21 protein-coding genes are annotated in these 24,718 nt (G+C 32.9%); 14 read left to right on the top strand and 7 right to left on the bottom strand.

All coding sequences use genetic code 11. The features are described from left to right. The first annotated feature begins 136 nt into the window (after window positions 1–136). From thrS to HB672_RS07500, 5 genes are all read left to right on the top strand, one after another. Window positions 137–2,083: a threonine--tRNA ligase gene (gene thrS / locus HB672_RS07520; RefSeq protein ID WP_167610131.1), complete on the top strand. Its 1,947-nt coding sequence runs from the start codon at window positions 137–139 to the stop codon at window positions 2,081–2,083. Between the two features lie 58 nt (window positions 2,084–2,141). After that, window positions 2,142–2,657, top strand: coding sequence for a translation initiation factor IF-3 (gene infC, locus HB672_RS07515; protein WP_348272549.1), 516 nt, complete (start codon window positions 2,142–2,144; stop codon window positions 2,655–2,657). Window positions 2,658–2,706: 49 nt separating this feature from the next. Continuing rightward, on the top strand, window positions 2,707–2,904 hold the full coding sequence (gene rpmI, locus HB672_RS07510; RefSeq protein ID WP_167610128.1) for a 50S ribosomal protein L35: 198 nt from the start codon (window positions 2,707–2,709) through the stop codon (window positions 2,902–2,904). Between the two features lie 91 nt (window positions 2,905–2,995). Further along, window positions 2,996–3,340 (top strand): 50S ribosomal protein L20, encoded by a 345-nt coding sequence (rplT, locus tag HB672_RS07505; protein WP_167610125.1) that lies wholly within the window; start codon window positions 2,996–2,998, stop codon window positions 3,338–3,340. A 151-nt stretch (window positions 3,341–3,491) separates the two neighbouring features. Then, the gene (locus HB672_RS07500; protein ID WP_167610122.1) at window positions 3,492–6,746 is read left to right on the top strand and encodes an amidohydrolase family protein; all 3,255 of its coding nucleotides are present in this window, start codon (window positions 3,492–3,494) and stop codon (window positions 6,744–6,746) included. A 109-nt stretch (window positions 6,747–6,855) separates the two neighbouring features. Here HB672_RS07500 and HB672_RS07495 read toward each other — a convergent pair whose 3' ends face one another. After that, window positions 6,856–7,185, bottom strand: coding sequence for a hypothetical protein (locus HB672_RS07495; protein ID WP_167610118.1), 330 nt, complete (start codon window positions 7,183–7,185; stop codon window positions 6,856–6,858). Window positions 7,186–7,290: 105 nt separating this feature from the next. On the opposite strand from HB672_RS07495, the gene HB672_RS07490 reads away from it, so the two are divergent. From HB672_RS07490 to HB672_RS07465, 6 genes are all read left to right on the top strand, one after another. Further along, window positions 7,291–9,306 (top strand): hypothetical protein, encoded by a 2,016-nt coding sequence (locus HB672_RS07490; RefSeq protein ID WP_167610115.1) that lies wholly within the window; start codon window positions 7,291–7,293, stop codon window positions 9,304–9,306. Window positions 9,307–9,325: 19 nt separating this feature from the next. Then, on the top strand, window positions 9,326–9,934 hold the full coding sequence (locus HB672_RS07485; protein ID WP_167610112.1) for a hypothetical protein: 609 nt from the start codon (window positions 9,326–9,328) through the stop codon (window positions 9,932–9,934). A 3-nt stretch (window positions 9,935–9,937) separates the two neighbouring features. Beyond that, a complete protein-coding gene (locus HB672_RS07480; protein ID WP_167610109.1) occupies window positions 9,938–12,211 on the top strand; it encodes a caspase family protein in 2,274 nt (757 codons plus the stop codon). 69 nt (window positions 12,212–12,280) lie between these two features. Beyond that, the gene (locus HB672_RS07475) at window positions 12,281–13,141 is read left to right on the top strand and encodes a toll/interleukin-1 receptor domain-containing protein (protein WP_167610106.1); all 861 of its coding nucleotides are present in this window, start codon (window positions 12,281–12,283) and stop codon (window positions 13,139–13,141) included. 12 nt (window positions 13,142–13,153) lie between these two features. After that, a complete protein-coding gene (locus tag HB672_RS07470) occupies window positions 13,154–13,834 on the top strand; it encodes a hypothetical protein (protein ID WP_167610104.1) in 681 nt (226 codons plus the stop codon). A 41-nt stretch (window positions 13,835–13,875) separates the two neighbouring features. After that, entirely contained in the window at window positions 13,876–14,649 is a 774-nt protein-coding gene (locus tag HB672_RS07465) for a sulfite exporter TauE/SafE family protein (RefSeq protein ID WP_167610101.1), read from the top strand. On the opposite strand, the gene HB672_RS07460 is transcribed toward HB672_RS07465, so the two are convergent. From HB672_RS07460 to tgt, 6 genes are all read right to left on the bottom strand, one after another. Continuing rightward, the gene (locus HB672_RS07460; RefSeq protein ID WP_208864187.1) at window positions 14,646–15,905 is read right to left on the bottom strand and encodes an asparagine synthetase B; all 1,260 of its coding nucleotides are present in this window, start codon (window positions 15,903–15,905) and stop codon (window positions 14,646–14,648) included. The genes HB672_RS07465 and HB672_RS07460 overlap by 4 nt on opposite strands. Window positions 15,906–16,017: 112 nt before the next feature. Beyond that, on the bottom strand, window positions 16,018–17,559 hold the full coding sequence (gene dnaB / locus HB672_RS07455) for a replicative DNA helicase (protein WP_167610098.1): 1,542 nt from the start codon (window positions 17,557–17,559) through the stop codon (window positions 16,018–16,020). A 233-nt stretch (window positions 17,560–17,792) separates the two neighbouring features. Continuing rightward, entirely contained in the window at window positions 17,793–18,746 is a 954-nt protein-coding gene (locus HB672_RS07450; RefSeq protein WP_167610095.1) for an acetyl-CoA carboxylase carboxyltransferase subunit alpha, read from the bottom strand. A gap of 119 nt (window positions 18,747–18,865) precedes the next feature. Beyond that, window positions 18,866–19,765, bottom strand: coding sequence for a DMT family transporter (locus tag HB672_RS07445; RefSeq protein WP_167610092.1), 900 nt, complete (start codon window positions 19,763–19,765; stop codon window positions 18,866–18,868). Continuing rightward, window positions 19,752–20,828 carry an LptF/LptG family permease gene (locus tag HB672_RS07440; RefSeq protein WP_167610089.1) on the bottom strand — a complete coding sequence of 359 codons (1,077 nt, stop codon included), beginning with the start codon at window positions 20,826–20,828 and terminating at the stop codon, window positions 19,752–19,754. Before HB672_RS07440 ends, HB672_RS07445 begins: the two co-directional genes overlap by 14 nt. A gap of 4 nt (window positions 20,829–20,832) precedes the next feature. Then, window positions 20,833–21,963: a tRNA guanosine(34) transglycosylase Tgt gene (gene tgt / locus HB672_RS07435; protein WP_167610086.1), complete on the bottom strand. Its 1,131-nt coding sequence runs from the start codon at window positions 21,961–21,963 to the stop codon at window positions 20,833–20,835. Between the two features lie 173 nt (window positions 21,964–22,136). Here tgt and HB672_RS07430 point away from each other — a divergent pair, with 173 nt between their 5' ends. The 3 genes from HB672_RS07430 (at window position 22,137) to HB672_RS07420 (ending at window position 24,681) form a co-directional block, all read left to right on the top strand. Next, on the top strand, window positions 22,137–22,982 hold the full coding sequence (locus tag HB672_RS07430; protein WP_167610083.1) for a transketolase: 846 nt from the start codon (window positions 22,137–22,139) through the stop codon (window positions 22,980–22,982). 16 nt (window positions 22,983–22,998) lie between these two features. After that, a complete protein-coding gene (locus HB672_RS07425; RefSeq protein ID WP_167610080.1) occupies window positions 22,999–23,952 on the top strand; it encodes a transketolase C-terminal domain-containing protein in 954 nt (317 codons plus the stop codon). 144 nt (window positions 23,953–24,096) lie between these two features. Continuing rightward, window positions 24,097–24,681 carry an outer membrane beta-barrel protein gene (locus HB672_RS07420; RefSeq protein ID WP_167610077.1) on the top strand — a complete coding sequence of 195 codons (585 nt, stop codon included), beginning with the start codon at window positions 24,097–24,099 and terminating at the stop codon, window positions 24,679–24,681. Window positions 24,682–24,718 lie beyond the last annotated feature (37 nt).

Raw genomic sequence — 24,718 nt, 5'->3', positions numbered from 1 at the left:
AAATCCCATACCAATCCAAATCGAATACTCAAATCCCGATGAATACTATTGGGGGAAGTGTAAAAATATACCTTATATATATATTGTATGTGATATATTATACTATTATCTTTGCGCTTTAAATTTTTACTCGCATATGATTGAAATTACCTTACCAGATGGCAGTGTTAGAAGTTATGATAATAATATTACTGCAATAGATGTTGCAAAAGATATAAGCGAAGGATTCGCCAGAAATGTTATATCTGCAAAGTTTAATGATAAAACTATTGAGACTTCAACCACATTAACCACCAATGGTAATCTTGTTTTATATACTTGGAGAGATACCGAAGGAAAACAAGCTTTTTGGCATTCATCGGCACACATTTTAGCTCAAGCGTTAGAAGAACTTTACCCTGGAGTTAAATTATCTATAGGTCCAGCAATTGAAAATGGATTTTATTATGATATAGATCTTGGAGATAGAAGTATTTCTGATAAAGATTTTAAAACAATTGAGGATAAAATGTTAGAGATTGCTCGCGGAAAGCATGAGTTTAAAATAAAATCAGTTTCTAAAGCAGATGCGCTATCCTTATATAAAGAACAAGGAAATGAGTATAAAGTAGAACTTATTGAAAATCTACAAGACGGAGATATCACATTTTGCGACCATTCAACATTTACCGATTTATGTCGTGGAGGACACATTCCTAACACAGGAATTGTTAAAGCCGTAAAAATTTTAAGCGTAGCTGGTGCTTATTGGAGAGGTGATGAAAACAATAAACAACTTACACGCGTTTATGGTACATCTTTCCCTAAACAAAAAGAGTTAAAAGAATATCTGGAGCTTCTAGAAGAAGCTAAAAAGCGTGATCACAGAAAACTTGGTAAACAACTTGAACTTTTTACTTTTTCACAAAAGGTTGGCCAAGGACTTCCTTTATGGCTGCCTAAAGGAGCCGCTTTAAGGGCTAGGTTAGAAGATTTTCTTAAAAAGGCTCAACAAAAAGCTGGTTATGAAATGGTTGTAACACCACATATTGGTCAAAAAGAACTGTATGTTACTTCTGGCCATTATGCTAAATATGGAGAGGATAGTTTTCAGCCAATAAAAACACCTAAAGAGGATGAAGAATTTTTATTAAAACCTATGAATTGTCCTCACCATTGTGAAATTTATAATGCAAAACCTTTCAGTTATAAAGAACTACCTAAACGATATGCTGAATTTGGAACTGTCTATAGATATGAACAAAGTGGAGAGTTACATGGATTAACAAGAGTAAGAGGTTTTACACAAGATGATGCTCATATTTTTTGCACTCCTGATCAATTAGATACAGAATTTAAAGAAGTAATTGATCTTGTTCTTTATGTTTTTGGTTCTTTAGGGTTTGAAAACTTTACCGCTCAAGTATCCCTAAGAGATCCTGATAATCCAGACAAATATATTGGTAAAGATCATTTATGGGATAAAGCAGAACAAGCAATTATTAATGCCGCAAAAGACAAAGGGTTAAATTTTGTTATTGAAACTGGCGAAGCAGCATTTTATGGCCCTAAATTAGATTTTATGGTAAAAGATGCTCTTGGAAGACAATGGCAACTTGGAACAATACAAGTAGATTATACATTACCTGAGCGTTTTGACTTAACATATAAAGGCAGTGACAATGAGTTACATAGACCTGTAATGATACATCGTGCACCTTTCGGTAGTATGGAACGATTTGTTGCTATTCTGCTAGAACATACTGGAGGAAATTTTCCATTATGGCTAATGCCAGAACAGGCTATTATCCTATCAATTAGTGAGAAATATGAAAAATACGCTGAAAAAGTTTTAAATTTGTTAGAAAATGACGAAATTCGCGCCCTTATTGACAATAGGAATGAGACCATGGGTAAAAAAATTCGGGAAGCCGAAATGAATAAAATCCCATACATGATTATTGTTGGTGAGAATGAAGAGAGCGAAAATAAAATTAGCGTTCGTAAACATGGAGGAGAAGACTTAGGCATGATTAATGTAAAAGATTTCTCAGAAATTGTTGAAAAGGAAATAAATAAGACATTAAAACAATTTAAAGTTTAATTAAAAATATATAGCCATAGCAATACGTAGAAGAAGAAATAGAGGTCCTGCAAGAATAATTAAAGAAGATCAACACAGGATAAACAGAAAAATCACATCACCAGAAGTTCGTTTGGTAGGTGATAATGTTGAAATAGGTGTTTATAAAACACCTCAAGCACTGGCAATTGCTGATGAACAAGGATTAGACCTTGTTGAAATATCGCCAAAAGCTGTACCTCCTGTCTGCAAAGTTATGGACTATAAAAAGTTTCTTTATGAACAAAAGAAACGGGATAAAGCTTTAAAATCAAAAGCAACAAAAGTTGTTGTTAAAGAAATTCGTTTTGGTCCGAATACAGATGATCACGATTACGAATTTAAAAAGAAACATGCTGAAAAGTTCTTAAAAGATGGTGCAAAGCTTAAGGCTTTTGTGTTTTTTAAAGGACGTTCAATCATATTTAAAGAACAAGGTCAAATCTTATTGTTGCGTTTAGCACAAGATTTAGAAGAGTTTGGAAAAGTTGAACAGATGCCAAAATTAGAAGGAAAAAGAATGATTATGTTTATTGCTCCTAAAAAAGCAAAATAACTTAATCAAAAGAGAATAAGCGAAGTGAATTTAAATAAAGAGGAGAACAATGCCTAAAATGAAAACAAAATCTAGTGCCAAGAAACGTTTTAAGTTAACTGGAACTGGAAAAATTAAAAGAAAGCACGCATTTAAGAGTCATATATTGACAAAAAAATCTAAAAAGCGTAAGCTAGCTTTAACTCACAGTACATTAGTACACGCGAGCGATGAAGCAAACATTAAGCAACAATTACGATTAAAGTAATTTAGCTTAGGTTAGAATTATTTATAAACCATGGAGTTAGGCTCATAAAAGTTTCGATAATCGAACGCCTACTACAAAAAAATTTAAAATTATGCCAAGATCAGTAAATTCAGTTGCGAAAAGAGCCAGAAGAAAAAAGGTTCTTAAGCAAGCAAAAGGTTACTTTGGAAGACGTAAAAACGTTTGGACAGTAGCAAAAAATGCGGTTGATAAAGCGATGCAATACTCGTATAGAGACCGTAGAAACAAAAAAAGAACTTTCCGTGCATTATGGATTATGCGTATTAACGCAGGAGCTAGACAACACGGATTGTCATATTCACAATTTATGGGGAAATTAAAAGCTAACAATATCGAATTAAACCGTAAGGTTTTAGCCGATTTAGCTATGAACAACCCAGATGCTTTTGAAGCAATTGTAAATAAAGTTAAATAAGGCGTTTCGCCTATTGTATAATATATTTCGCTTATCAAAGTCCGATTCTAACGAATCGGACTTTTTTGTTTTTATAGTTATTGTGAATAACTAATTTTAAAAGCAAGATTCATTTTTATTATCTTTCTGATTCATAAAATTTTTATATAAAATGAATCGAATTCAACAATTATTAATTGCCCTAATTTTAGTTTCTACTACCCTATCAGCCCAAGAAAAAAAGAAATCTTGGGATGTCTCCAATCCAGAAGGAGATTGGAATTTTAAAGAAGTTTCTTTAAATACCAATGAAGGCACTTGGATGAACATAGATGTAAGTCCTGATGGAACTAAAATAGCTTTTGATCTCCTTGGAGATATTTTCATTATGAATGCAAATGGTGGAAAAGCAACGGCTCTAAGAACAGGTTTACCATTCGAAATTCAACCACGCTTTAGTCCAGATGGGAAAACCATTTCGTTTACTAGTGATGCAGGAGGTGGTGATAATATATGGGCAATGAATATTGATGGTAGCGATGCCAAACAAATCACAAAAGAAAATTTCAGACTACTCAATAATGCCGTTTGGACACCAGATGGCAACTATCTAGTAGCAAGAAAACACTTTTCATCAACGCGCTCATTAGGTGCTGGAGAGATGTGGATGTATCATTTATCTGGTAAAAGTGGTATACAAATTACAAAGCGTAAAAATGACCAACAAGATGTAAACGAACCTAGTATCTCAAAAGATGGACGCTATATGTATTATAGCGAGGATGTATATCCAGGTGGCTTTTTTCAATATAATAAAGACCCTAATAGTCAAATCTATGTGATTAATAGATATGATTTTGAAACAGGTAAAACCGAGAGAATCACAGGTGGTCCAGGAGGAGCTGCAAGACCTCAAATATCAAATGATGGGAAAAAACTAGCATTTGTAAAACGTGTGAGAACAAAAACAGTACTTTACATTCATGATTTAGAAACTGGTGAAGAGTGGCCAATTTTTGACGGTCTTAACAAAGACCAACAGGAAGCATGGGCAATATTTGGTGTGTATAGTAATTATAGTTGGACACCAAATGACGATAGCATAGTATTTTGGTCTGGTGGAAAAATTAATAAAGTAAATGTAAATACACTTCAAGTAACTAACATTCCTTTTGAAGTCAATACTAACATAAAAATTGCCAAAGCTGTGGAGTTTGATACTCCTGTTGCTCCAGAAGAATTTAATGCCAAAGTGATTAGAGACGTTAAAACATCTCCTGATGGAAAAAGTATTGTATTCAATGCTCTAGGATACTTATATACCATGCAATTACCAAAAGGAAAACCTAAGCGATTAACTCAAGGAACTGATTTTGAATTTGAACCTTCGTTCTCTCCTGATGGTTCTCAAATAGTGTATGTGACTTGGAATGATGAAAATCTTGGAAATATTTTTTCGGTTTCTACTAATGGTGGAACTCCAAAAAAATTAAATTCTCAAAAAGGGATATATAGAAACCCTTCTTATTCAAATAATGGTTCTAAAATTGTTTATAGAAAAGAAGGAGGTAATGGAGACCAAGGAAGAACATTCAGCAAGAAAACTGGATTATATGTTATGAATACTGATGGTTCTAATAATAAATTCTTAACACAACAAGGTGATTATGCGATGTTCTCGCAAGATGATAAACGAATTATCTTTCAAAATGGAGGCACTTTTGGTGGGGCTTTAACAAAACAACTAAAGAGTGTTGACTTAAATGGTAATGATGAAAGAACTCATATAAAATCTAAAAATGGTAATAGACTGCTACCAAGTCCAGATGGTAATTGGGTCGCTTTTATTCATTTATTTAAAGTATATATGGCTCCAATGCCTCAAGCAGGAAAGTCAATTGATTTAACTGACAAATCAAACTTTGTACCTGTAACACAACTGACTAAAGATGCTGGAATTAATTTGCATTGGTCTAAAGACAGTAAAACAATTCACTGGACACTAGGCAATGAGTATTATTCTGCTCCAGCTTCATTAGACACCAAAATGGCAACTAAACCAAAAGTGACAATAAATCTTGAAGTTAAAACAGATAAACCAAATGGAAGAATCGCCTTCAAAAATGCACGAATTATTACTATGGAAGGTGACAAAGTGATAGAAAACGGAACCATTATAGTTAACCAAAACAAAATTGAAGCTATAGGAGCATCTTCAGAAGTTTCAATTCCATCTAATGCTAAAGTCTATGATGTTTCAGGAAAAACCATTATGCCAGGAATTGTTGACGCGCATGCACATATTGGTGGATTTCGTGATGGTTTAACCACTCAAAAACATTGGCAATTTTATGCAAATTTAGTGTTTGGAGTCACCACTGCTCATGACCCTTCGGCTAATACTCAAGCAGTCTTTGCTTTATCTGAGTTACAGAAAAACGGAACTTTAGTTGGACCTAGATTATATTCAACAGGACATATACTATATGGAGCCGAGGGTGATTTTAAAGCCGTTATTAATAGTTTAGATGATGCTCGTTCTTCAATTAAGCGTACAAAAGCATTTGGAGCTTTATCGGTTAAAAGTTATAACCAACCTCGACGCGAACAGCGTCAGCAGGTTTTACAAGCAGCTCGTGAAGAAGGGATTTTTGTGGTGCCTGAAGGAGGCTCAACGTTTTACCATAACATGACTATGATTATGGATGGGCACACTGGAGTAGAACATAATATTCCGATTGCTCCTGTATATAAAGATGTTATGACACTTTGGGGAAATAGTAATACAGGTTACACTCCTACTCTTGTTGTAAATTATGCAGGAATGAGTGGAGAATATTATTGGTATCAAAACACGAACGTTTGGGAAAACGAAAAACTATTAAAATATATGCCACGTAGTATTGTTGATGCTCGATCTAGACATCGTGTAATGGTGCCACAAGAGGAATATGAAAATGGATATATAGCAACTTCAAAAGTATGTAAAGCTCTTACAGATGTTGGCGTAAAGGTAAATTTAGGTGCTCATGGACAGCTACAAGGTTTAGGTGCTCACTGGGAGCTTTGGATGCTTCAGCAAGGGGGCATGACTAATATGGAAGCTCTAAGAGCAGCCACACTTAATGGTGCTGAATATATTGGTGCAGGAGATGATATTGGCTCGCTTGAGGTTGGTAAACTTGCCGATCTAGTTGTTTTAGACAAAAATCCGTTAGAAAATATTAGAAATTCTGAAAGCGTTATTTATACTATGGTTAATGGTAGATTATATGATACTGAAACCATGAATGAAATTGGTAATCATGAAAGTAAAAGAGGTAAATTCTATTGGGAAAACAATAAATACAATGCAGCTTTTCCATGGCATGAAGAAAGTCAAAGTTTTACCAGAGAAACTTGTGGTTGTATTATAGGCACACATTAATATTATATAAATAAAAAAACCGAGTCAAATTTGACTCGGTTTTTTTATGTCTTCAATTTCTTTAAATACAGGGCAAGATTTAAGGATTGAATAGTGTTTATTTCAAAAATTAGTTGGGTTTAATATCTCCTCCATCCTTCGGAATAATACTTGAACCGTCCTTTGGAATAATACTTGACCCATCCTTTGGGATAATGCTTGAACCATCTTTTGGAATGATACTACTTCCATCTTTCGGAATAATACTAGAGCCATCCTTTGGTATGATACTCGAACCATCTTTCGGAATAATACTAGAGCCATCCTTTGGGATGATGCTCGAACCATCCTTCGGAATAATACTAGAGCCATCCTTTGGGATGATGCTCGAACCATCCTTCGGAATAATACTTGAGCCTTCCTTTGGAAGGATATTCTCAGGGTTTTCATTACTTGCCATGACACATTTTTTAAAGTTAATTATGCTCTATATTAGTGAAAAAATGTAACTTTAACAAGTAAAACCTCCCTTTCTCTCTTAACCAACTTTTATAATTAACTGAAAATGAACCTAAAAGGTTTCGTTAAAGAGTGTCATAAAAAGGAAGTGTTCAAAATGCTTTCTATATATATAGTGTCAAGTTGGGTTGTACTACAAGTTTTAGCGCTTATAGTTTCTCCGCTTAACCTTCCTGAAAAAATTGTAACCTACCTCATTATTATCTTATTATTAGGGTTCCCAATTTACATATACTATGTATGGAAGTTTAGGCTTCTTAAATATGAAATACAACAAACAGAAGACCCAACAACTCCATATAATAAAAGTGCATTCCAAAAAATGTACTTTTCTTCTTTATTTGTTATAAGCTTACTCTCAGGGATAGCAATTACACTTATAATTAAAAATAATTTTGGAAATAATTATTCTTTAGAAGAATTGAAAGGAAATGATAAAATTATTGTTTTAGATTTTGAAAACACAACAGGTAATGAAGACTTGGATAATGTTGGTAGAATAGCTGCCAGATATATTAGTCATGGAATTACTGAAAATGAAGTTGGTCAAGTATTTTCCTCAAAAACAGTAAATGACTATTCGAGTGTCATAAAATCGCAAGCTGGAACTACCATAGATTTAAATAATCTTCTTAAAAACTACTTAAAACCTAGTAAGTCAATTGAAGGTGTTTTTTATATGGAAAAAGATACACTTTTACTTCAAGGCTCTATTAAAGATGGATTAATTGACAAAACTTTTATCTCGTTCGAAACAATTAAGTGTGACCCAAATGCACCTTTAGATTGTGCAAAAAAATTAACACAAGAAATCTTAGGTTATTTATCGACAGAGGGTAGACAAGATGAATCTGGATATATTAGTAAAAATGATGAGAAAGCATCATATTACGAAGAAAGTTCTCCAAACTATGAAGCTTGGGAATACCTAACAAATGCACTTACTAATTTAGGTAACGATGACATTCATTTAGAACTTTTAAATAAAGCCATTGAAAAAGACCCTAACTTTTTCGAACCAAAAATTCATAGAATTTCTCATTACTACAACAAAGGACAGTTTAAAATTGCAGATTCTTTAAGGCGATTAATAGATGTTAATTCATCCATGAGCAAAAGGCAAAAAAAACATTTGCTTTTTCATGAATCAATAGTTAATGGCAAAAACGACAGGGCATACAGAGCACAAATAGAAGAATATAAACACGCAAGTTTAGATCAAGCAACAAACATGACAACGATGACCATAGCATTACAATATGTTAATCGTCCAGAGGACATTGAAGCTATTTATAATGAAATACCAATGGATAACATGGTTCTAGAAGATTGCTCTAGATGTGGTTTTAGATACTATTTAAAAGGACTTGCTGATGTTGAACTTGGTAATTATAATGACGTTATTAAAACACTTGTTCCTGTTACAAATATTATAGAATATAATTATTTAAAACGTCCTTTAATAAGTGCTTATGTAAAATCCGGACAAATAAGTGAATTTGAAAAATACTTATCCGATTTTGCTTTAACAGCGTCTGATCAAGACATGGATTATTTAAATGTGTTCACTGGAATTCAGTTTTTAAATGCCAGCAATATTGACGAAGCCAACAAATACTTTAACAAAGTCATTACTAACAGTAACTCGGACACAAATAAATCCGATCTTGCAAAAGCCTATTATTTTAAAGGAGACTATACAAATTCCGTAGATTTATATAAAACGCTTCATGAAGCTGAACCCAACAATATTGAATACTTAGTCTATCTTTCTATATCTAATTTTAACAATGGAAATTTTGAAGCTGCAAAAACACAAATTGAACAACTAGATAGTTTAAGAAGCGATTATCAATTTGGAGCTATTGACTATGGTTGGGCTCAATATTATGCTTCTATTGGAGATAAAGACAGGGCTATAGAATTTCTTGAAAAATCTGTAGCACAAGGTTTTAATTATACGCCAGCTGCATTTCAGCACGATTATCATTTTAAAAATATAAAAGATACTCCAGAATTCGAAAATCGCATAATGAATTATTGGAAAAACAAAACTTTATAAAAACCAACCACCAATAAATATGGAACAAGTAATAAACCTTTTAGATGTAGTAATATGGCCTCTTACAGTATTAATTGGATTGCTCTTTTTTAGAAAACACATCGGTAAAATACTTAGCAGCCTTGGCTCAATTAAAGCTGGCGCGCAGGGTTTTGAAATGAATTTTATTGAAGACAAATTACAGGATGCAACCAAACTTATTGGGATAGGTTCTTCAGGAATTATTTCTAAAGATGGTTCTAGTATTATCCCAAAGGATGGCTCTAGTATTATTCCGAAAGATGGAAGTAGTATAATACCGAAAGATGGTTCTAGTATCATTCCTAAGGATTCTAAAGTTATTCCTAATAGAACTCAAGCAACATCACCTTATCAAGAACTTATTGAATTAGAAGATGCTATTGCTTTAAAACTAAAAAAAATTGCTGAGCAAAATGGTTTTGCAACATCAACAACTTCCAATTTTGCATTAACAAGTGATTTAGCTGATAATGGAATTATTGATAATCACTTAGCTCAAAAAATAAAAGTGCTAATAGAATTAAATACCATGGGCTTGAATTCTCCAAAAATAACTCATGAGCAAGTGACTCAAATGAAAAAATTATTCAATAATATATCATTGTAATTTATGAGAACACTAGATAATGCTTATGCTCTAATAATAGGTGTAGATAATGAGCAAAAGACAGACATCTTTCAAAAAGACGCAAGTGCTTTTTATAATGTGCTTTCAGATGAGCAATTATGTGGCTACAAAAAAGAAAATATTACACTCCTACTTGATAAAGATGCCACATCAGAAAATATTGTTGGTGCATTAGATAATTACATTGAAAAAATAGATGCAAATTCTTCATTTCTTTTGTTTTATTCTGGACATGGTGGTTATCATGAAGGACGTTCATATTTACTCCCTTACCTAGCATCTTCAACCAATTTGGTTTTTGGTAAAGATTTGAGAGAAAAACTCAGTCAAATGAAATCAAAAAGAATGTTCATTCTATTTGATTGTTGTCATTCAGGCGGTTTTTTTGAAAGTGAGAAAGATGATATTATTGTTCAGAGTATTTCTAATAATATAGACACAAATTCAGTTCCTCAAGCATCAAACCTTGAAGGAATGGCACAAGAAATTGATGATGAACAAGGAATGGTAATTATGGCTTCCTCTCAATCTCACGAACGCTCATGGGCAAGAGGAACCTGCAGCATCTTTACAGAAAGTCTTATCGAGGCTTTTAAAGCTGAAAACTTAAAACAAAAACATTTTTTGGTCGACGAATTTGTAAGAACTGTTGAAACGGCCAATTATGTATTCGAGAGAACTCCAGATAAATTTATGGAGTTAAAAAAAATAGATAACGAGAATATTTCAAAAGGTGGGGAACAAGTTATTAGGGAAAAAATGCAAATGCCTTATGCTAATCTTCAAATGAGCACCGATTTTGCAATTTGTTATATTCCTGAAGAACTTAAATCTAAAATTTCAACAAAAAAATTCCCTAAGGCTAATCAAAAAACTGAAGACATTGTTTCAAAAAGTAATAGTTCTCAGTCATGGGAAAGAGATGAAGGAAATAACCTATTACTATTTGTTCATGGTTTTTCTGGAGAATCAAATGATACCTTTGGAAATATTCCTGAAATGTTACAATCTGACTCCAACTTTGATGGTTGGGCTATGAAACCTTTAGGTTATGTTCCAGTGGTACAACCCAAATTAGGGAAGGATATTTGGGGAGCTGTACTCGATGTTGATAAAATAGCAGGGTATCTAAAAACCTCAATACAGTATAAGTTTAAGGATTATGACCGTATAGCAATTGTTGCTCACAGTCTTGGAGGCTTAGTTGTTCAAAAAGCTATTTTAGGCTTAGACGATGACAATAAAAATAGAATTTCACACTTCATTATGTTTGGTACTCCAAGCAACGGAATTGCTCCAGAGGTTTTAACCAAGCAATGGAACAAAAAATATAGTGAAATGAGTAGCGAAGGTAATTTTATAAAATCTTTGCGCAATGAGTGGAAAAATACTTTTAATGGCACCTTTCCCTTTAAGTTAAAAGTAGCAGCTTCAACCGATGATGAGTATGTTTCAATTGAGTCCTGTCATAAACCCTTTAATAACGAACATCGTGAATTTGTTATAAGGAAACATTTAGATATCGTTAAGCCTAAGTCAGATAAAGACCCAACGTATGCTTTAATTATAGACACCTTAACTGGCAGTAAATTCTTTAAAGACTTTAACAATAGTGAGGAAATTAATTTGGTCCTTGGAAAATATGATGCAGTAGTTAAAAAACTACTTCCTAATAAAGATAGCCTAGATAAAAAAGGTATAACTCAATTGGTTTTTGCTCTAGAAGGTTTAGAACGTAAAGACGAAGTTTATGACCTTTTAAACACTCATCCAGTAGCTAAAGGAAATACCGATTTAATGGGGATTTTAGGTGGTAGATATAAACGTGATTACTTAAAAACATTTTCAGTACAATCTAGTGCTGCTGCTTTTGAGCATTATACCAAAGCACTAGAATTATCCATGGAGAATGAAGATTATGCACAAATTTACTATCATGCCATCAACTTAGCATTTATGAGCATCGTTGCCGAAGAGAACGAAAGTAAAATGATGAAATATGCTAAACAAGCTCTGGGGGCAACGGAATATTGCAGAGATAATGTTTGGAAGTATGCTACCGTCGCCGAAGCAAACATGTACATAGGCGATATGGAAAAAGCCAAAGAATTTTATATAAAAGCATCAGAAAACGCACCAATTAGAGAGAAAATATCTATGCATACTAATGCATACGCAGGTTACGTAGCATTAATGCAAACCGATAATCAAGAAGATGAATTCATACAGTTTTTAAAAGCAAGATTGTTAAGCTAAAAAGGTTAAAAAAATAATTACTAACTTAACAATCCCTTAATTAATCCTAACAAACTAAAAACTAATAACATGAGTGCAGAAACTATATTCGTTAGTTACTCTAGTAAAGACAGACCCTTTGCATTAGGGCTTGTTAAAGAATTACAAGAATTGGGTGCTAATGTATGGATAGATCAATTAGGTATAGGTCTTGGCGAAAACTGGGACAATGCTATTGAAGAAGCGTTAGAAAAATCAGAGACTTTTATGCTGATTTTATCTCCAACATCTGTTGAATCTCCCAACGTTCAAGATGAAGTGTCCATAGCCATCAATACCAATAAAAAATTGGTGCCAATTCTTATTGAAGAGTGTAAATTACCTATGCGATGGCAGCGTAGGCAATATGCCGATTTGGCCAATAATCCTGAAAAAGCAATACATGATATTTTATCTTTCTTAGGATTACAAGAAAAAGCATCTGCCAGTCTAAAAAAAGTACTTGCTTTAATTGGTGTTTCTGAAGCTCCGCCTTCAAAATCAATAAAAGCAAGCAATGACAGCTCAAGCGAAGTTAAAACCGAAGAGGTGAATTTGGAGGATTTGTTAGTTTCTAAAGAAGAAATAGATCAAGCTTCAGAAATGCACAAAAAAGCAATTAACAAAAATAAACAGCTAATAATATTTGTTATTGCCATAAGTGTCATTCTATTAGGTGTGCTTTTAAGTTTTAGTCTTGATGTACAAACTTGGATGATTATTGTTGGTTGCCTATCAATTAGTTTATTAGCTATTAGACCAATAGGGGCAAATAAAAAAAGAGCTCGAAATATAGAACTTATGGGTTTGCTTAAATTAAAACGAGAGCGATTAACGCGAGTTATGAATAAGCTTTCCGACAAAGAAATAGAAGATTTTAATAATGAATTTTACAACTATATCAGCATATAACCAACTATTACTATGAAACGCATTGACGATAAAATAAAAGAAATTGAGAAAAAGGACAAAAATAGCCGTGTACTCTACATTATTATTGTTTTACTAATTGCCGGCTTTATGGCTTATGCACTAAGCAGTGAAAAGACTAAAAAAGAACAAGGAGAAACGATTGTAGGGCAAGAAAAAACCATTGAGCAGCAACTGGTTGACCTTGAAGCGAAGAATGAAGAATTAAAAGCAACAATTACCAGACTTGAAAAAAGTCAAACACCAATTGGGTTTTGGAATCAAACAGATGAAGCAAAGAACACTTCTGCCTACATAAATTACATATTGCATACTGGTAAACCAGAAGCTAAAGAAGAATATAAAGCATTGGCTCTTGAAAATATTGCTAAAGAAGATACAAAAGGTAAAACCGTATGGCTATTTTGTGGAAGAAAAAGTGGTGATAAAATATCTAGTGATCGTGTTATGGAAGTGATTTACAGAAAAGATGAAACACCCTCAGGTGATACCTTACCAATACCTGGAGATCTTATTGAAAATAATACTTCAAATAGAATTACATATAGGAGCTTCTCAGGAGGTAATGTTACTGGACAAAATAATGACAGTGATGCATGGAAAAGAGGTAACAAAGCACAAGTTTTAAATGTAGAAACTGCTGGTACAGCTGTTTTTATTCAAATCAAATTCTAGATTGCAGTTAACTATGTAAAGCATTTCTGTATTTTTACATTATGGAATATGTAATAATTTGCCTTGTTGCTTTTTTAACAGCTATCCTAACTTTCTTTTCAGGGTTTGGATTAGGTACAATTTTAATGCCAGTTTTTGCATTATTCTTCCCAATAGAATTGGCAATTGCACTAACTGGAGTTGTTCATTTTTTTAATAACATTTTTAAGCTCATTCTTGTTGGTAATAAAGCGAACAAAAGTGTTTTAATACGGTTTGGTATTCCTGCTATAATTGCTGCTTTTATTGGTGCTTGGGTACTCTTAAATATTACCAACCTACCTTCAATCTACAGTTATAATATTGGTAGTAAATTATTTGAAATAACACCAGTTAAATTGCTTATTTCGTTATTACTAATTGTATTTTCCGTAATTGAATTACTACCGTTTTTTGATAAACTTCAATTCAACAAGAAACAGTTGCCATTTGGTGGGTTTTTAAGTGGTTTTTTTGGTGGTCTTTCAGGACATCAAGGAGCACTTAGAACAGCATTCCTAATTAAATCTGGTTTAACAAAAGAAGCATTTATAGGAACAGCTGTTGTTATTTCATGTTTAGTAGATTTTACCAGAATATCAATGTATTCAACTAGAATGCTAGAATCTGGTTTATATGAAAACATGTCACTAATAATAAGTGCCACACTTGCAGCAATTATAGGTGCATTTGTTGGTCATAAATTATTAAAGAAAGTCACCTTAAAGTTTATTCAAAAATTTGTGGCTGTATTCCTAATATTAGTGTCTATTGCTTTAGGAATTGGTTTAATTTAAGTTTTCTGCTTTTTCTTTCTAGCAGCTGGAAACAAGACATTATTTAAAATAAGTCTGTAACCTGGAGATGTTGGGTGTAAATCCAATTCGGTTTTTGGGTCTCCTACCCTATGTGTATAATCTTCTGGGTCGTGTCCACCATAAAAGGTAAAAAAGCCTTTCCCCTTAATTCCATGAATATATTTGGCTTCGCCATTGGTTTTGTTTTCACCAAGAACTAACACTTTCGATTTTATTTCATCTCTTGTAAACGATGTAGTTTGACCCATAAATCCTTTTACTAAAGCTGTATGATTTTGGTTTAACATGGTTGGAATTGGATCCCATTTAGCCGAAAATTCCATTAATGAGAAATAATCTGTTGTTTTAGGAATGCGTCGCTTATTAGTCATATCGATAGAAGAAAACTCATAAACGTTTGGGCTACGTTCTAAAATAAAGTCTGTAAACGCAAAGGTTTTATTATAATCTATTTTATTTTGGTAATTGGCATCACTCCCATCACCATCAAACATAGGCTCACAAATATCAATTCCTTCGGCAGATAAGGCGATATCGAAGCTATCTGTAGCACTACACATAGCAAACATAAACCCACCACCTACAACATAATCTCTAATTTTTAACGCCACATCGAGTTTTGCTTCTGATACTTTACTATAGCCCAATTTAGTCGCTAATTCTTCAGCTGTTTTTTTTTCATTAATATACCAAGGTGCACTTCTATAGCTTCTATAAAACTTTCCGAATTGCCCCGTAAAATCTTCATGATGCAAATGCAACCAATCGTATAATATTAGTGCATCATTTAACACTTCTTCATCATAAATGGTATCGTAAGGAATTTCGGCATAGGTTAACACCATAGTTACGGCATCGTCCCAAGGTTGCTTACCGTAAGGTGTATACACTGCAATCTTAGGAGCTTTCTCTAAAACCACAGCCTCCATGTTATGGCTTGGACTGCTTATTTCCTCTAAAATACTTTCGGCTTTAGCGTCGCTAATCACTTCAAACGAAACACCTCTAATTTGGCATTCTTTTCGTATTTCTTCAAAATCTGGTAATAAAAAAGACCCTCCTCTATAGTTGAGCAGCCACTTTACTTTTTGCTGCTTTTCGAGTGTCCAAAAGGTTATTCCGTAAGCTTTTAAATGATTTCTTTGTCCTTCTGCATCCATAGGAATAAGGATGTAGGATGCATAACTTTTTGCACTAAAAATTAATAGTAATAGTATTATTAAGTTCTTTTTCATTTGTTTTAGGAGCTATTTATGTGATTTCTCGCTTTGCTTCGAAATAACTAAATATAATGGAAAGATACTTAAAATTTCTTCCTAGTTGAAAGTTTTAAGGGAAATTTAGCTTTTAAAAAGGCACATCATTATCCTCGTCATCAATACCAAAAGCATCATTTGGGTTTTGTTTAAAATTATCGGTTTTAAATGTATCGTCATTCGCAGCAGCATTCATTTTAGAATGGAACTCAGTACCAAAAGGCGAATCAAAATCATCCAAATTATCAAACTTACCTAAATGACCAATAAACTTTAACCGAATATTATCCAATCCACCGTTTCTGTGTTTGGCTATGATAAATTCTGCTTGTCCTTCGGTTGGCGTGCGTTCTTCATCATCCCATTCATCAATTTTATAATATTCTGGGCGATAAATAAACGATACAATATCAGCATCTTGCTCAATTGCTCCAGATTCACGAAGGTCAGATAGTAGAGGTCGTTTACTTCCTCCACGCGTTTCAACAGCACGTGATAACTGCGATAAGGCAATTACTGGAACACTTAATTCTTTAGCTAGGGCTTTAAGGTTACGAGAAATCATAGATATTTCTTGCTCTCTATTTCCTCCTTTTTGTCCTCCACCAGCTGTCATTAATTGCAAATAATCTATCACAATCAATTTGATGCCGTGTTGAGAAGCTAAACGTCTTGCTTTTGCACGAAGGTCAAAGATGGATAATGATGGTGTATCATCAATAAACAAAGGTGCTTTTTCAAGACTTTTAACCTTTACATTTAATTGTTCCCATTCATGCTTTTCTAATCTTCCTGTTCTTAATTTTTCAGAAGACAATCCGGTTTCAGATGAAATTAATCTTGTAATTAACTGTACTGATGCCATTTCTAAAGAGAAGAAAGCTACTGGAATATTTTGGTTTACAGCAATATTTCTTGCCATAGTTAGCGTTAATGCTGTTTTACCCATACCTGGACGTGCAGCCACAATAATTAGATCGCTTTCTTGCCAACCAGAGGTTAATTTATCCAACTTATCAAAACCAGATGGAATACCACTTAAACCTTCTTTATTTGAAATTTCTTCAATTTTCTTTTTAGCTTGAATTACCAATTCCTGAGCAGTTTCAGAAGATTTTTTGATGTTTCCTTGAGTCACCTCATACAGCTTAGATTCTGCTTTATCTAGAAGGTCAAAGACATCTTTAGTTTCATCATACGAATCTTCAATAATTTCGTTTGAAATTTTTATTAAACTTCGTTGAATGAATTTCTGTAAAATAATACGTGCATGAAACTCAATATGCGCAGATGATGATACTTTTTGCGTAAGAGAAATTAAATAAAAATCACCTCCGACCATTTCTAATCTGCTATCTTTTTTAAGCTGACTAGATACCGTTAATAAATCAATTGGTTCACTATTTTCGAATAATTTAAAAATGGCTTCAAAAATATATTGGTGTGCTTCTTTGTAAAAAGCGTCAGGACTTAAAATATCAATAACCTCATCAACACCCTTTTTGTCAATCATCATTGCTCCCAAAACAACTTCTTCTAAATCGAGGGCTTGTGGAGGGATTTTACCTTTTTCTAGGCTTATTAAAGTACTTTTATCTACTTTAAAACCTTGGAGTTGATTAGGTTGTTTCATTTATTTTTCTGTTGTTTTGAGGTTTATTAAACACTCATTTTTGGATTAATTAAGCAATTGATTTACTAAAGCGAAAGTAACCAAATTGTGAGCTTGTTCAGTTATTTAAGTTACAACATTGTTCACTACAAGTCAACATTTTAACTGTTAATAAGTTTTAAATATTGTTAATAGTGGTAAAAAAACCGAAGTGAGAAACTTCGGTTTTTTATTATTCTATGATTAATAAGGGCTTAGTCTTTGTAAACACCCATTTGAGAATACTTGTCCATACGTTGTTTTACCAATTCTTTTGGTGATAAGTTTTTAAATTGGTCATAAGATTTTGCAATAGCTTCACGAACTGCTAGAAAAGTTGCTTCTCTATCTTTATGAGCACCTCCAAGAGGTTCTTTAATAATTTCATCAATAACTTTTAAGCGTTTTCCATCTTTGGCTGTTAATTTTAATGCCTCAGCTGCTTGTTCTTTAAACTCCCAACTTCTCCACAAAATAGAAGAGCAATTTTCGGGAGAAATTACTGAGTACCATGTGTTTTCTAGCATTAATATTTTATCTCCAACACCAATACCCAAAGCTCCACCAGAAGCTCCTTCACCAATAACGACACATATAATTGGTGCTTTTAAGCGAGTCATTTCTAAAATATTTCTTGCAATAGCTTCTCCTTGTCCGCGTTCTTCTGCTTCCAATCCTGGATAAGCACCTGGTGTATCTATAAGTGTTACTACAGGAATACCAAATTTTTCGGCAGATTTCATTAAACGCAATGCTTTTCTGTAGCCTTCAGGGTTTGCCATTCCAAAGTTTCTATATTGTCTAGTTTTGGTATTATACCCTTTTTGTTGCCCAATAAACATATATGTTTGGTCACCTATTTTACCAAGACCACCAACCATAGCTTTATCGTCCTTCACATTTCTGTCTCCATGCAATTCTAAGAATGTATCACCACAAATTGCTCTAATGTAATCTAAAGTATAGGGTCTATTTGGGTGTCTAGATAATTGAACACGTTGCCAAGCTGAAAGATTTTTATAAATATCTTTTTTTGCCTCGGCTAGTTTTTTTTCAATTTGCTTACAGGTTTCTGTAACATCAACATCACTCTCTTCACCTATGAGTTGGCACTTTTGTAGTTGTTCTTCCAACTCCTTTATTGGGAGCTCAAATTCTAAATATTCCATAGAAATTTAAGTTTGTTAGTTAGATTGCAAAATTACATATTTTATTTTGTTTTGAAATTAAAAATAAAACGAAATAAAATTTTGAATTTTACGAGTTATTATACGTCAAATAACCACGCTTATGAGGTGATACGCCTTTTTAATGACTTAGAATTTTTTAGTATACCGTTGAGTATTACGACACTAAATATTAAAAAAGCACCAATATAAAACTCTAGACTCATTTTTTCTTTTATTGGAAAAAGAATAATAGCCAAAATGATACCGTAAATAGGTTCTAAATTATATGAAAGCACTACAGTATATGGACTTATATATTTCATGATATGAACGACAGCAATAAACGCATAAGCGGTACAAATAGACCCAAGAATGACAATATATAACCAATCTGAATTACTAAGATTGAAGAACTCCACATTAAATCCGTCTTTAAAAAAAATAGTGAATAACGATATTATTAGTACACCACCAATAAACTCATAAAATGAAATAACTGAAGCACTATATTTTTTTACAAACTGACCATTAATTACAGAAAATAGGGATATGAAAAAAGCAGAAGAAATACCTAGTAAAATGCCATTCAAGTATTTCAATTCTGTTCTAGTAATTAACCAAACACCCAAAACTACTATTACTCCAAATAGTATTTCGTACCAAATTAGTCTTCTCTTAAAAAATAAAGGTTCAATAAACGAAGTAAAAAAAGCACCAGTAGAAAACATTGCTAATGCAATAGATATGTTAGATTGCTCAATTGATTCGAAAAAAGTAATCCAATGTAAGGCTATAATTGTTCCTGCTATAAAAAACTTAAAAATAATCTTAAAATCAACTACAAAATTAATGCGCTTAAACTTGAAGTAGATAAGCATTATTATAGCAGCAATTAACATCCTAAACCAGACAATAGGAATTGAACCTATAGTAATTAATTCTCCTAAAATTGCTGTAAACCCAGCTATAAAAACAAGAAAGTGTAAGTGTAAATAATTTTTAAGCTTATCGTTTAGCATTATATAGCAAATAGATTGCTAAAATACCAAAAAGTATGTTAGGGAACCACACAGCTATGGCTGGCGAAAAATTAGACTGTTCAGCCATAACACCAAATACTTTATCAAAAAAGACATATATCATAGCAATAAAAATTCCGAAAGCAAGATTAACTCCCATTCCTCCTCTTCGTTTCTTAGAAGAGACTGCTACTGCAATAATTGTGAGAATAAAAATAGATACTGGTAAACTCCACTTTTTATAAAGAACAACTTTGTATCTCCCAATATTAGATGAACCACGAGATTCTTCTTTTTCGATAAAAGAAGTTAACTCACCGTAACTAAGCGTTTCAGCAATGTACTTTACTGGCATTAAATCTTCTAAATCAAAAGCAAATAAGGTATCCTTTCTTATTTGATTAATTAATATATCATCATTTTCACCAATAATTCTTTTTTTATACTGTCTCAACCTATAAATACTATCTCTTTCATTAAAATTAATATTTGCAGCTTCAATTTTATAGATGAGCTTATTATCTTCAAAATGCTCAAAAGTAAAGTTTGTTCCACTATTATTTTTTGCATCAAACGACTTCACATAAATAACATCATTCTCGTTTATTTGTCTAAAGAGTTGTTGGTCATCTACAGCTTTTTTATTACCGCTTAAATAGTCATAGTAAAATTGATTAAACCCTTTACTAGCATTTGGTGCTAAATACATTCCTAATACAAGTGCAAAAATTGCTACAATAACAGAGCCTATAATATAAGGTCTTAAAAACCTAGAAAAAGACACGCCTGAACTTAAAAAGGCAACAACCTCTGTATTGTTAGCTAGTTTAGATGTAAAAAATATAACCGATAAAAAAAGAAATAAAGGAAATAATAGGTTTGCGAAATAAATAGTAAAGTCTAAAAAATATTGAGCCACCTCAGGAAATGGTACATTATTAGCTAGTATTTTATCTATTTTTTCAGATAAATGTACTGTAATTCCAATAGGAATAAACAAGAGTAGCATCATTAAAAATGTTACTAAATAGCGTTTTAATATGTACCAATCAAGTATCTTCATCAAGTTACAAACGCTTATCCATTTGTTTTACCATTTTGTCTTTCCACTCTCTAAAATCTCCTGCTAATATATGTTTTCTAGCCTCACGTACCAACCATAAATAAAAACCAAGATTATGAATCGTGGCTATTTGCGCTCCTAATCTTTCGTTAACACTAAAGAGATGCTTTAAATACGCCTTTGTATAATCTGTATCTACAAATGTTATTCCCATATCATCAACAGGTGAAAAATCATCTTCCCACTTTTTGTTTTTAATATTAATAGTGCCATGTGCTGTAAAAAGCATTCCATTTCTAGCATTTCGAGTTGGCATAACACAATCAAACATATCGACACCTAAAGCAATATTTTCTAAAATATTAATTGGCGTACCCACTCCCATTAAATAACGTGGTTTATCTTCAGGAAGTATGCTGCAAACCACATCGGTCATTGCATACATTTCTTCGGAAGGCTCTCCAACTGAGAGTCCTCCAATAGCGTTTCCTACTGCTCCAGAGTTAGCAATATACTCAGCTGACTGCTTTCTTAAATCCTTATATGTACTTCCTTGGACTATTGGAAAAAATGCTTGGTTATAATCATATTTTAAAGGTGTTTTCTCTAAATGATTAATACACCTATCCAACCAACGATGTGTCATGTGCATCGAGCGTTTTGCGTAATTATAATCACAAGGGTATGGTGTACACTCGTCAAAAGCCATTATTATATCAGCGCCAATAGTTCGCTGTATTTCCATGACATTTTCAGGTGTGAACGTATGGTAACTTCCGTCAATATGGCTCTTAAACTTTACACCTTCTTCTTTTATTTTTCTATTTGCTGAAAGGGAGTAAACTTGATAACCACCTGAATCGGTTAGAATGTTTCTATCCCAATTCATAAACTTGTGTAAGCCACCTGCTTTCTCTAAAATGGGTGTTTGAGGTCTTAAATATAAATGATAGGTATTACCAAGTATAATATCTGGGTTAATATCATTTTTTAATTCTCTTTGATGTACACCTTTAACAGATGCTACTGTACCTACAGGCATAAAAATTGGTGTTTCAATAACACCATGATCTGTTATTATCTTTCCAGCTCTAGCTTTACTTTGAGGATCTTTTCCTTTTAAATCAAAAATCATTCACTTATATGTATCAGCGAGCAAAGATAATTAACTCAAATTTCTAACAGATATAATTGTTATTAAATTAACTTATTAACAATACCAATGGCTTTTTAACAATGAAACCATTTCGCTTTTTTTAAACCCTCTAAAAACCTATTTTTGCGCCTTAAAAAAGTAACTCACTTAACATGCCAAGCACACAACATTTAAAAGACTTAACCACACAGGTTCGAAGAGATATTTTAAGAATGGTACACAAGGTGAATTCTGGACACCCAGGAGGTTCTCTTGGTTGCGCCGAATTTTTTGTAGCACTCTATAATGAAATTATGGATAGAAATGAAGGATTTGATATGGATGGAATTGGTGAAGACCTTTTCTTCCTTTCTAACGGTCATATTTCACCAATATATTATAGCGTATTAGCTAGATCTGGTTATTTTCCAGTTGATGAATTAAACACATTTAGGCTTATTAATTCTAGATTACAAGGCCATCCAACAACTCACGAAGGTTTACCAGGGATTAGAATTGCTTCTGGCTCTTTAGGTCAAGGAATGTCTGTCGCTATTGGAGCAGCTCAAGCAAAAAAATTAAATAATGACAGTCATTTAATTTATAGTTTACATGGTGATGGTGAGTTACAAGAAGGTCAAAACTGGGAAGCCATTATGTATGCTTCAGCAAAAAAAGTTGATAATTTAATTGCTACTGTTGATTTAAATGGTAAGCAGATTGATGGCGCTACTGATGATGTATTAGCCATGGGAGATGTAAAGGCTAAATTTGAAGCTTTTGATTGGGTAGTTGTGGAGATAAAAGAAGGAAATGATATTGATGCTATTTTAAAAGGAATGGCTGAAGCTAAATCTAAAACTGGACAAGGAAAACCAGTTTGTGTATTATTAGAAACCATGATGGGTAATGGTGTTGATTTTATGATGCATACACATGCATGGCATGGTAAAGCACCAAACGATGAGCAGTTAGCATCTGCATTAGAACAAAACCCAGAAACTTTAGGCGATTACTAATTCAATAAACAAGAGAATGAAAACTTTTACATATACAGAAAAAAAAGACACACGCTCTGGTTTTGGAGCTGGTTTAGCAGAATTAGGAAGAACAAATCCAAACGTAGTAGCACTATGTGCTGATTTAGTTGGATCGCTTAAAATGGATAAATTCATTGAAGAAAATCCTGAGCGCTTTTTCCAAGTTGGAATTGCTGAAGCAAATATGATGGGAATTGCAGCTGGTTTAACCATTGGTGGTAAAATTCCTTTTACAGGAACTTTTGCAAACTTCTCCACAGGTCGTGTTTATGACCAAATTCGTCAATCCATAGCATACTCTGGGAAAAACGTAAAAATTTGTGCTTCACATGCTGGTTTAACACTAGGAGAAGATGGAGCAACACATCAAATTCTTGAAGATATTGGTCTTATGAAAATGTTACCAGGTATGGTCGTTATTAATCCTTGTGATTATAATCAAACAAAAGCAGCCACACTTGCTATTGCAGAACATAATGGACCTGTTTATTTACGTTTTGGAAGACCATCAGTTCCAATCTTTACGCCTGCTGATCAAAAATTTGAAATTGGAAAAGCTATAAAAATGACAGAAGGTACTGATGTTACGATTGTTGCAACTGGACATTTGGTTTGGGAAGCTCTTGAAGCGTCAAAGGCTTTATTTGAAGAAGGTATCTCTGCAGAGGTCATTAACATACACACCATTAAACCTTTGGATGAAGAAGCAATATTAAAGTCTGTTGCAAAAACAGGATGTGTTGTTACTGCCGAAGAGCATAATTACCTTGGTGGATTAGGTGAAAGTGTATCGAGAGTTTTAACATTAAACAATCCTGCACCACAAGAATTTGTAGCGACTAATGATACTTTTGGAGAATCTGGAACGCCTGCGCAGTTAATGGAAAAGTACGGGCTTAATAGTGCTGCAATTATAAAAAAATCGAAAGCAGTTATAGCAAGAAAATAAGTCTCTAAAATATATTCTACTAGAGGTTCTTTTATTAATTTAAAAGAACCTTTTTTTTATAAATTAATTTAACCATTAAAAAATAATATGCATTTGGCAACGTTTTTGATACATACACATTCAAATCTTAAAACGAAAACAATTATGAAAAAACTAATTTTATTAGTAGCACTAACAACCACATGCACTTTTGCATTTGCACAAAATGGTTCCTCTTTTGGAATTAAAGGAGGATTAAATTATAATGCAAATGGAGACTATTTTGAATCTATTGGAGATAACGCAAAACATCCAGATCGAAACATTGGATACCACATTGGTTTATTTGGCAAAATAGGTAATCAGCTTTATTTTAGACCAGAACTTGTTTATACTTCTACAAAGAGTGAGTATGATAGTGACAATTTCAGCATGCAAAAAATTGATGCTCCTCTATTAGTAGGTGTCAAAGTTTTAGGTCCAATATCTGTATTTGGAGGTCCATCCTTACAATACATTTTAGATACAGAGTTTGATGGTATTGCAATTGACAATGTTAAGGACGATTTTACTGTTGGTCTTAATTTTGGAATCGGTTTAAACCTTAATAATTTTGGTATAGATTTACGTTATGAAAGAGGCTTTAACGATAACGAGGCAACGTTTATCAACAACAACGGACTTGCTAGTACAAGTAGAATAGATACAAGACCAGATCAATTAATTTTGAGTTTGGCCATTGCTCTATAAAATTAAAAAGCCGCTTCAATTTGAAGCGGCTTTTTAA

Source organism: Gaetbulibacter sp. S0825, assembly GCF_011777505.1.
In the GTDB taxonomy this organism is placed as follows: domain Bacteria; phylum Bacteroidota; class Bacteroidia; order Flavobacteriales; family Flavobacteriaceae; genus Pontimicrobium.
This window is presented reverse-complemented; position numbering and strand designations above follow the sequence as displayed.

Excerpts from the sequence above, each read along its gene's own strand:
- thrS (WP_167610131.1), top strand. The coding sequence starts at position 137 with ATGATTGAAATTACCTTACCAGATGGCAGTGTTAGAAGTTATGATAAT.
- rpmI (WP_167610128.1), top strand. The coding sequence starts at position 2,707 with ATGCCTAAAATGAAAACAAAATCTAGTGCCAAGAAACGTTTTAAGTTA.
- rplT (WP_167610125.1), top strand. The coding sequence starts at position 2,996 with ATGCCAAGATCAGTAAATTCAGTTGCGAAAAGAGCCAGAAGAAAAAAG.
- HB672_RS07500 (WP_167610122.1), top strand. The coding sequence starts at position 3,492 with ATGAATCGAATTCAACAATTATTAATTGCCCTAATTTTAGTTTCTACT.
- HB672_RS07495 (WP_167610118.1), bottom strand. The coding sequence starts at position 7,185 with ATGGCAAGTAATGAAAACCCTGAGAATATCCTTCCAAAGGAAGGCTCA.
- HB672_RS07490 (WP_167610115.1), top strand. The coding sequence starts at position 7,291 with ATGAACCTAAAAGGTTTCGTTAAAGAGTGTCATAAAAAGGAAGTGTTC.
- HB672_RS07485 (WP_167610112.1), top strand. The coding sequence starts at position 9,326 with ATGGAACAAGTAATAAACCTTTTAGATGTAGTAATATGGCCTCTTACA.
- HB672_RS07480 (WP_167610109.1), top strand. The coding sequence starts at position 9,938 with ATGAGAACACTAGATAATGCTTATGCTCTAATAATAGGTGTAGATAAT.
- HB672_RS07475 (WP_167610106.1), top strand. The coding sequence starts at position 12,281 with ATGAGTGCAGAAACTATATTCGTTAGTTACTCTAGTAAAGACAGACCC.
- HB672_RS07470 (WP_167610104.1), top strand. The coding sequence starts at position 13,154 with ATGAAACGCATTGACGATAAAATAAAAGAAATTGAGAAAAAGGACAAA.
- HB672_RS07465 (WP_167610101.1), top strand. The coding sequence starts at position 13,876 with ATGGAATATGTAATAATTTGCCTTGTTGCTTTTTTAACAGCTATCCTA.
- HB672_RS07460 (WP_208864187.1), bottom strand. The coding sequence starts at position 15,905 with ATGAAAAAGAACTTAATAATACTATTACTATTAATTTTTAGTGCAAAA.
- dnaB (WP_167610098.1), bottom strand. The coding sequence starts at position 17,559 with ATGAAACAACCTAATCAACTCCAAGGTTTTAAAGTAGATAAAAGTACT.
- HB672_RS07450 (WP_167610095.1), bottom strand. The coding sequence starts at position 18,746 with ATGGAATATTTAGAATTTGAGCTCCCAATAAAGGAGTTGGAAGAACAA.
- HB672_RS07445 (WP_167610092.1), bottom strand. The coding sequence starts at position 19,765 with ATGCTAAACGATAAGCTTAAAAATTATTTACACTTACACTTTCTTGTT.
- HB672_RS07440 (WP_167610089.1), bottom strand. The coding sequence starts at position 20,828 with ATGAAGATACTTGATTGGTACATATTAAAACGCTATTTAGTAACATTT.
- tgt (WP_167610086.1), bottom strand. The coding sequence starts at position 21,963 with ATGATTTTTGATTTAAAAGGAAAAGATCCTCAAAGTAAAGCTAGAGCT.
- HB672_RS07430 (WP_167610083.1), top strand. The coding sequence starts at position 22,137 with ATGCCAAGCACACAACATTTAAAAGACTTAACCACACAGGTTCGAAGA.
- HB672_RS07425 (WP_167610080.1), top strand. The coding sequence starts at position 22,999 with ATGAAAACTTTTACATATACAGAAAAAAAAGACACACGCTCTGGTTTT.
- HB672_RS07420 (WP_167610077.1), top strand. The coding sequence starts at position 24,097 with ATGAAAAAACTAATTTTATTAGTAGCACTAACAACCACATGCACTTTT.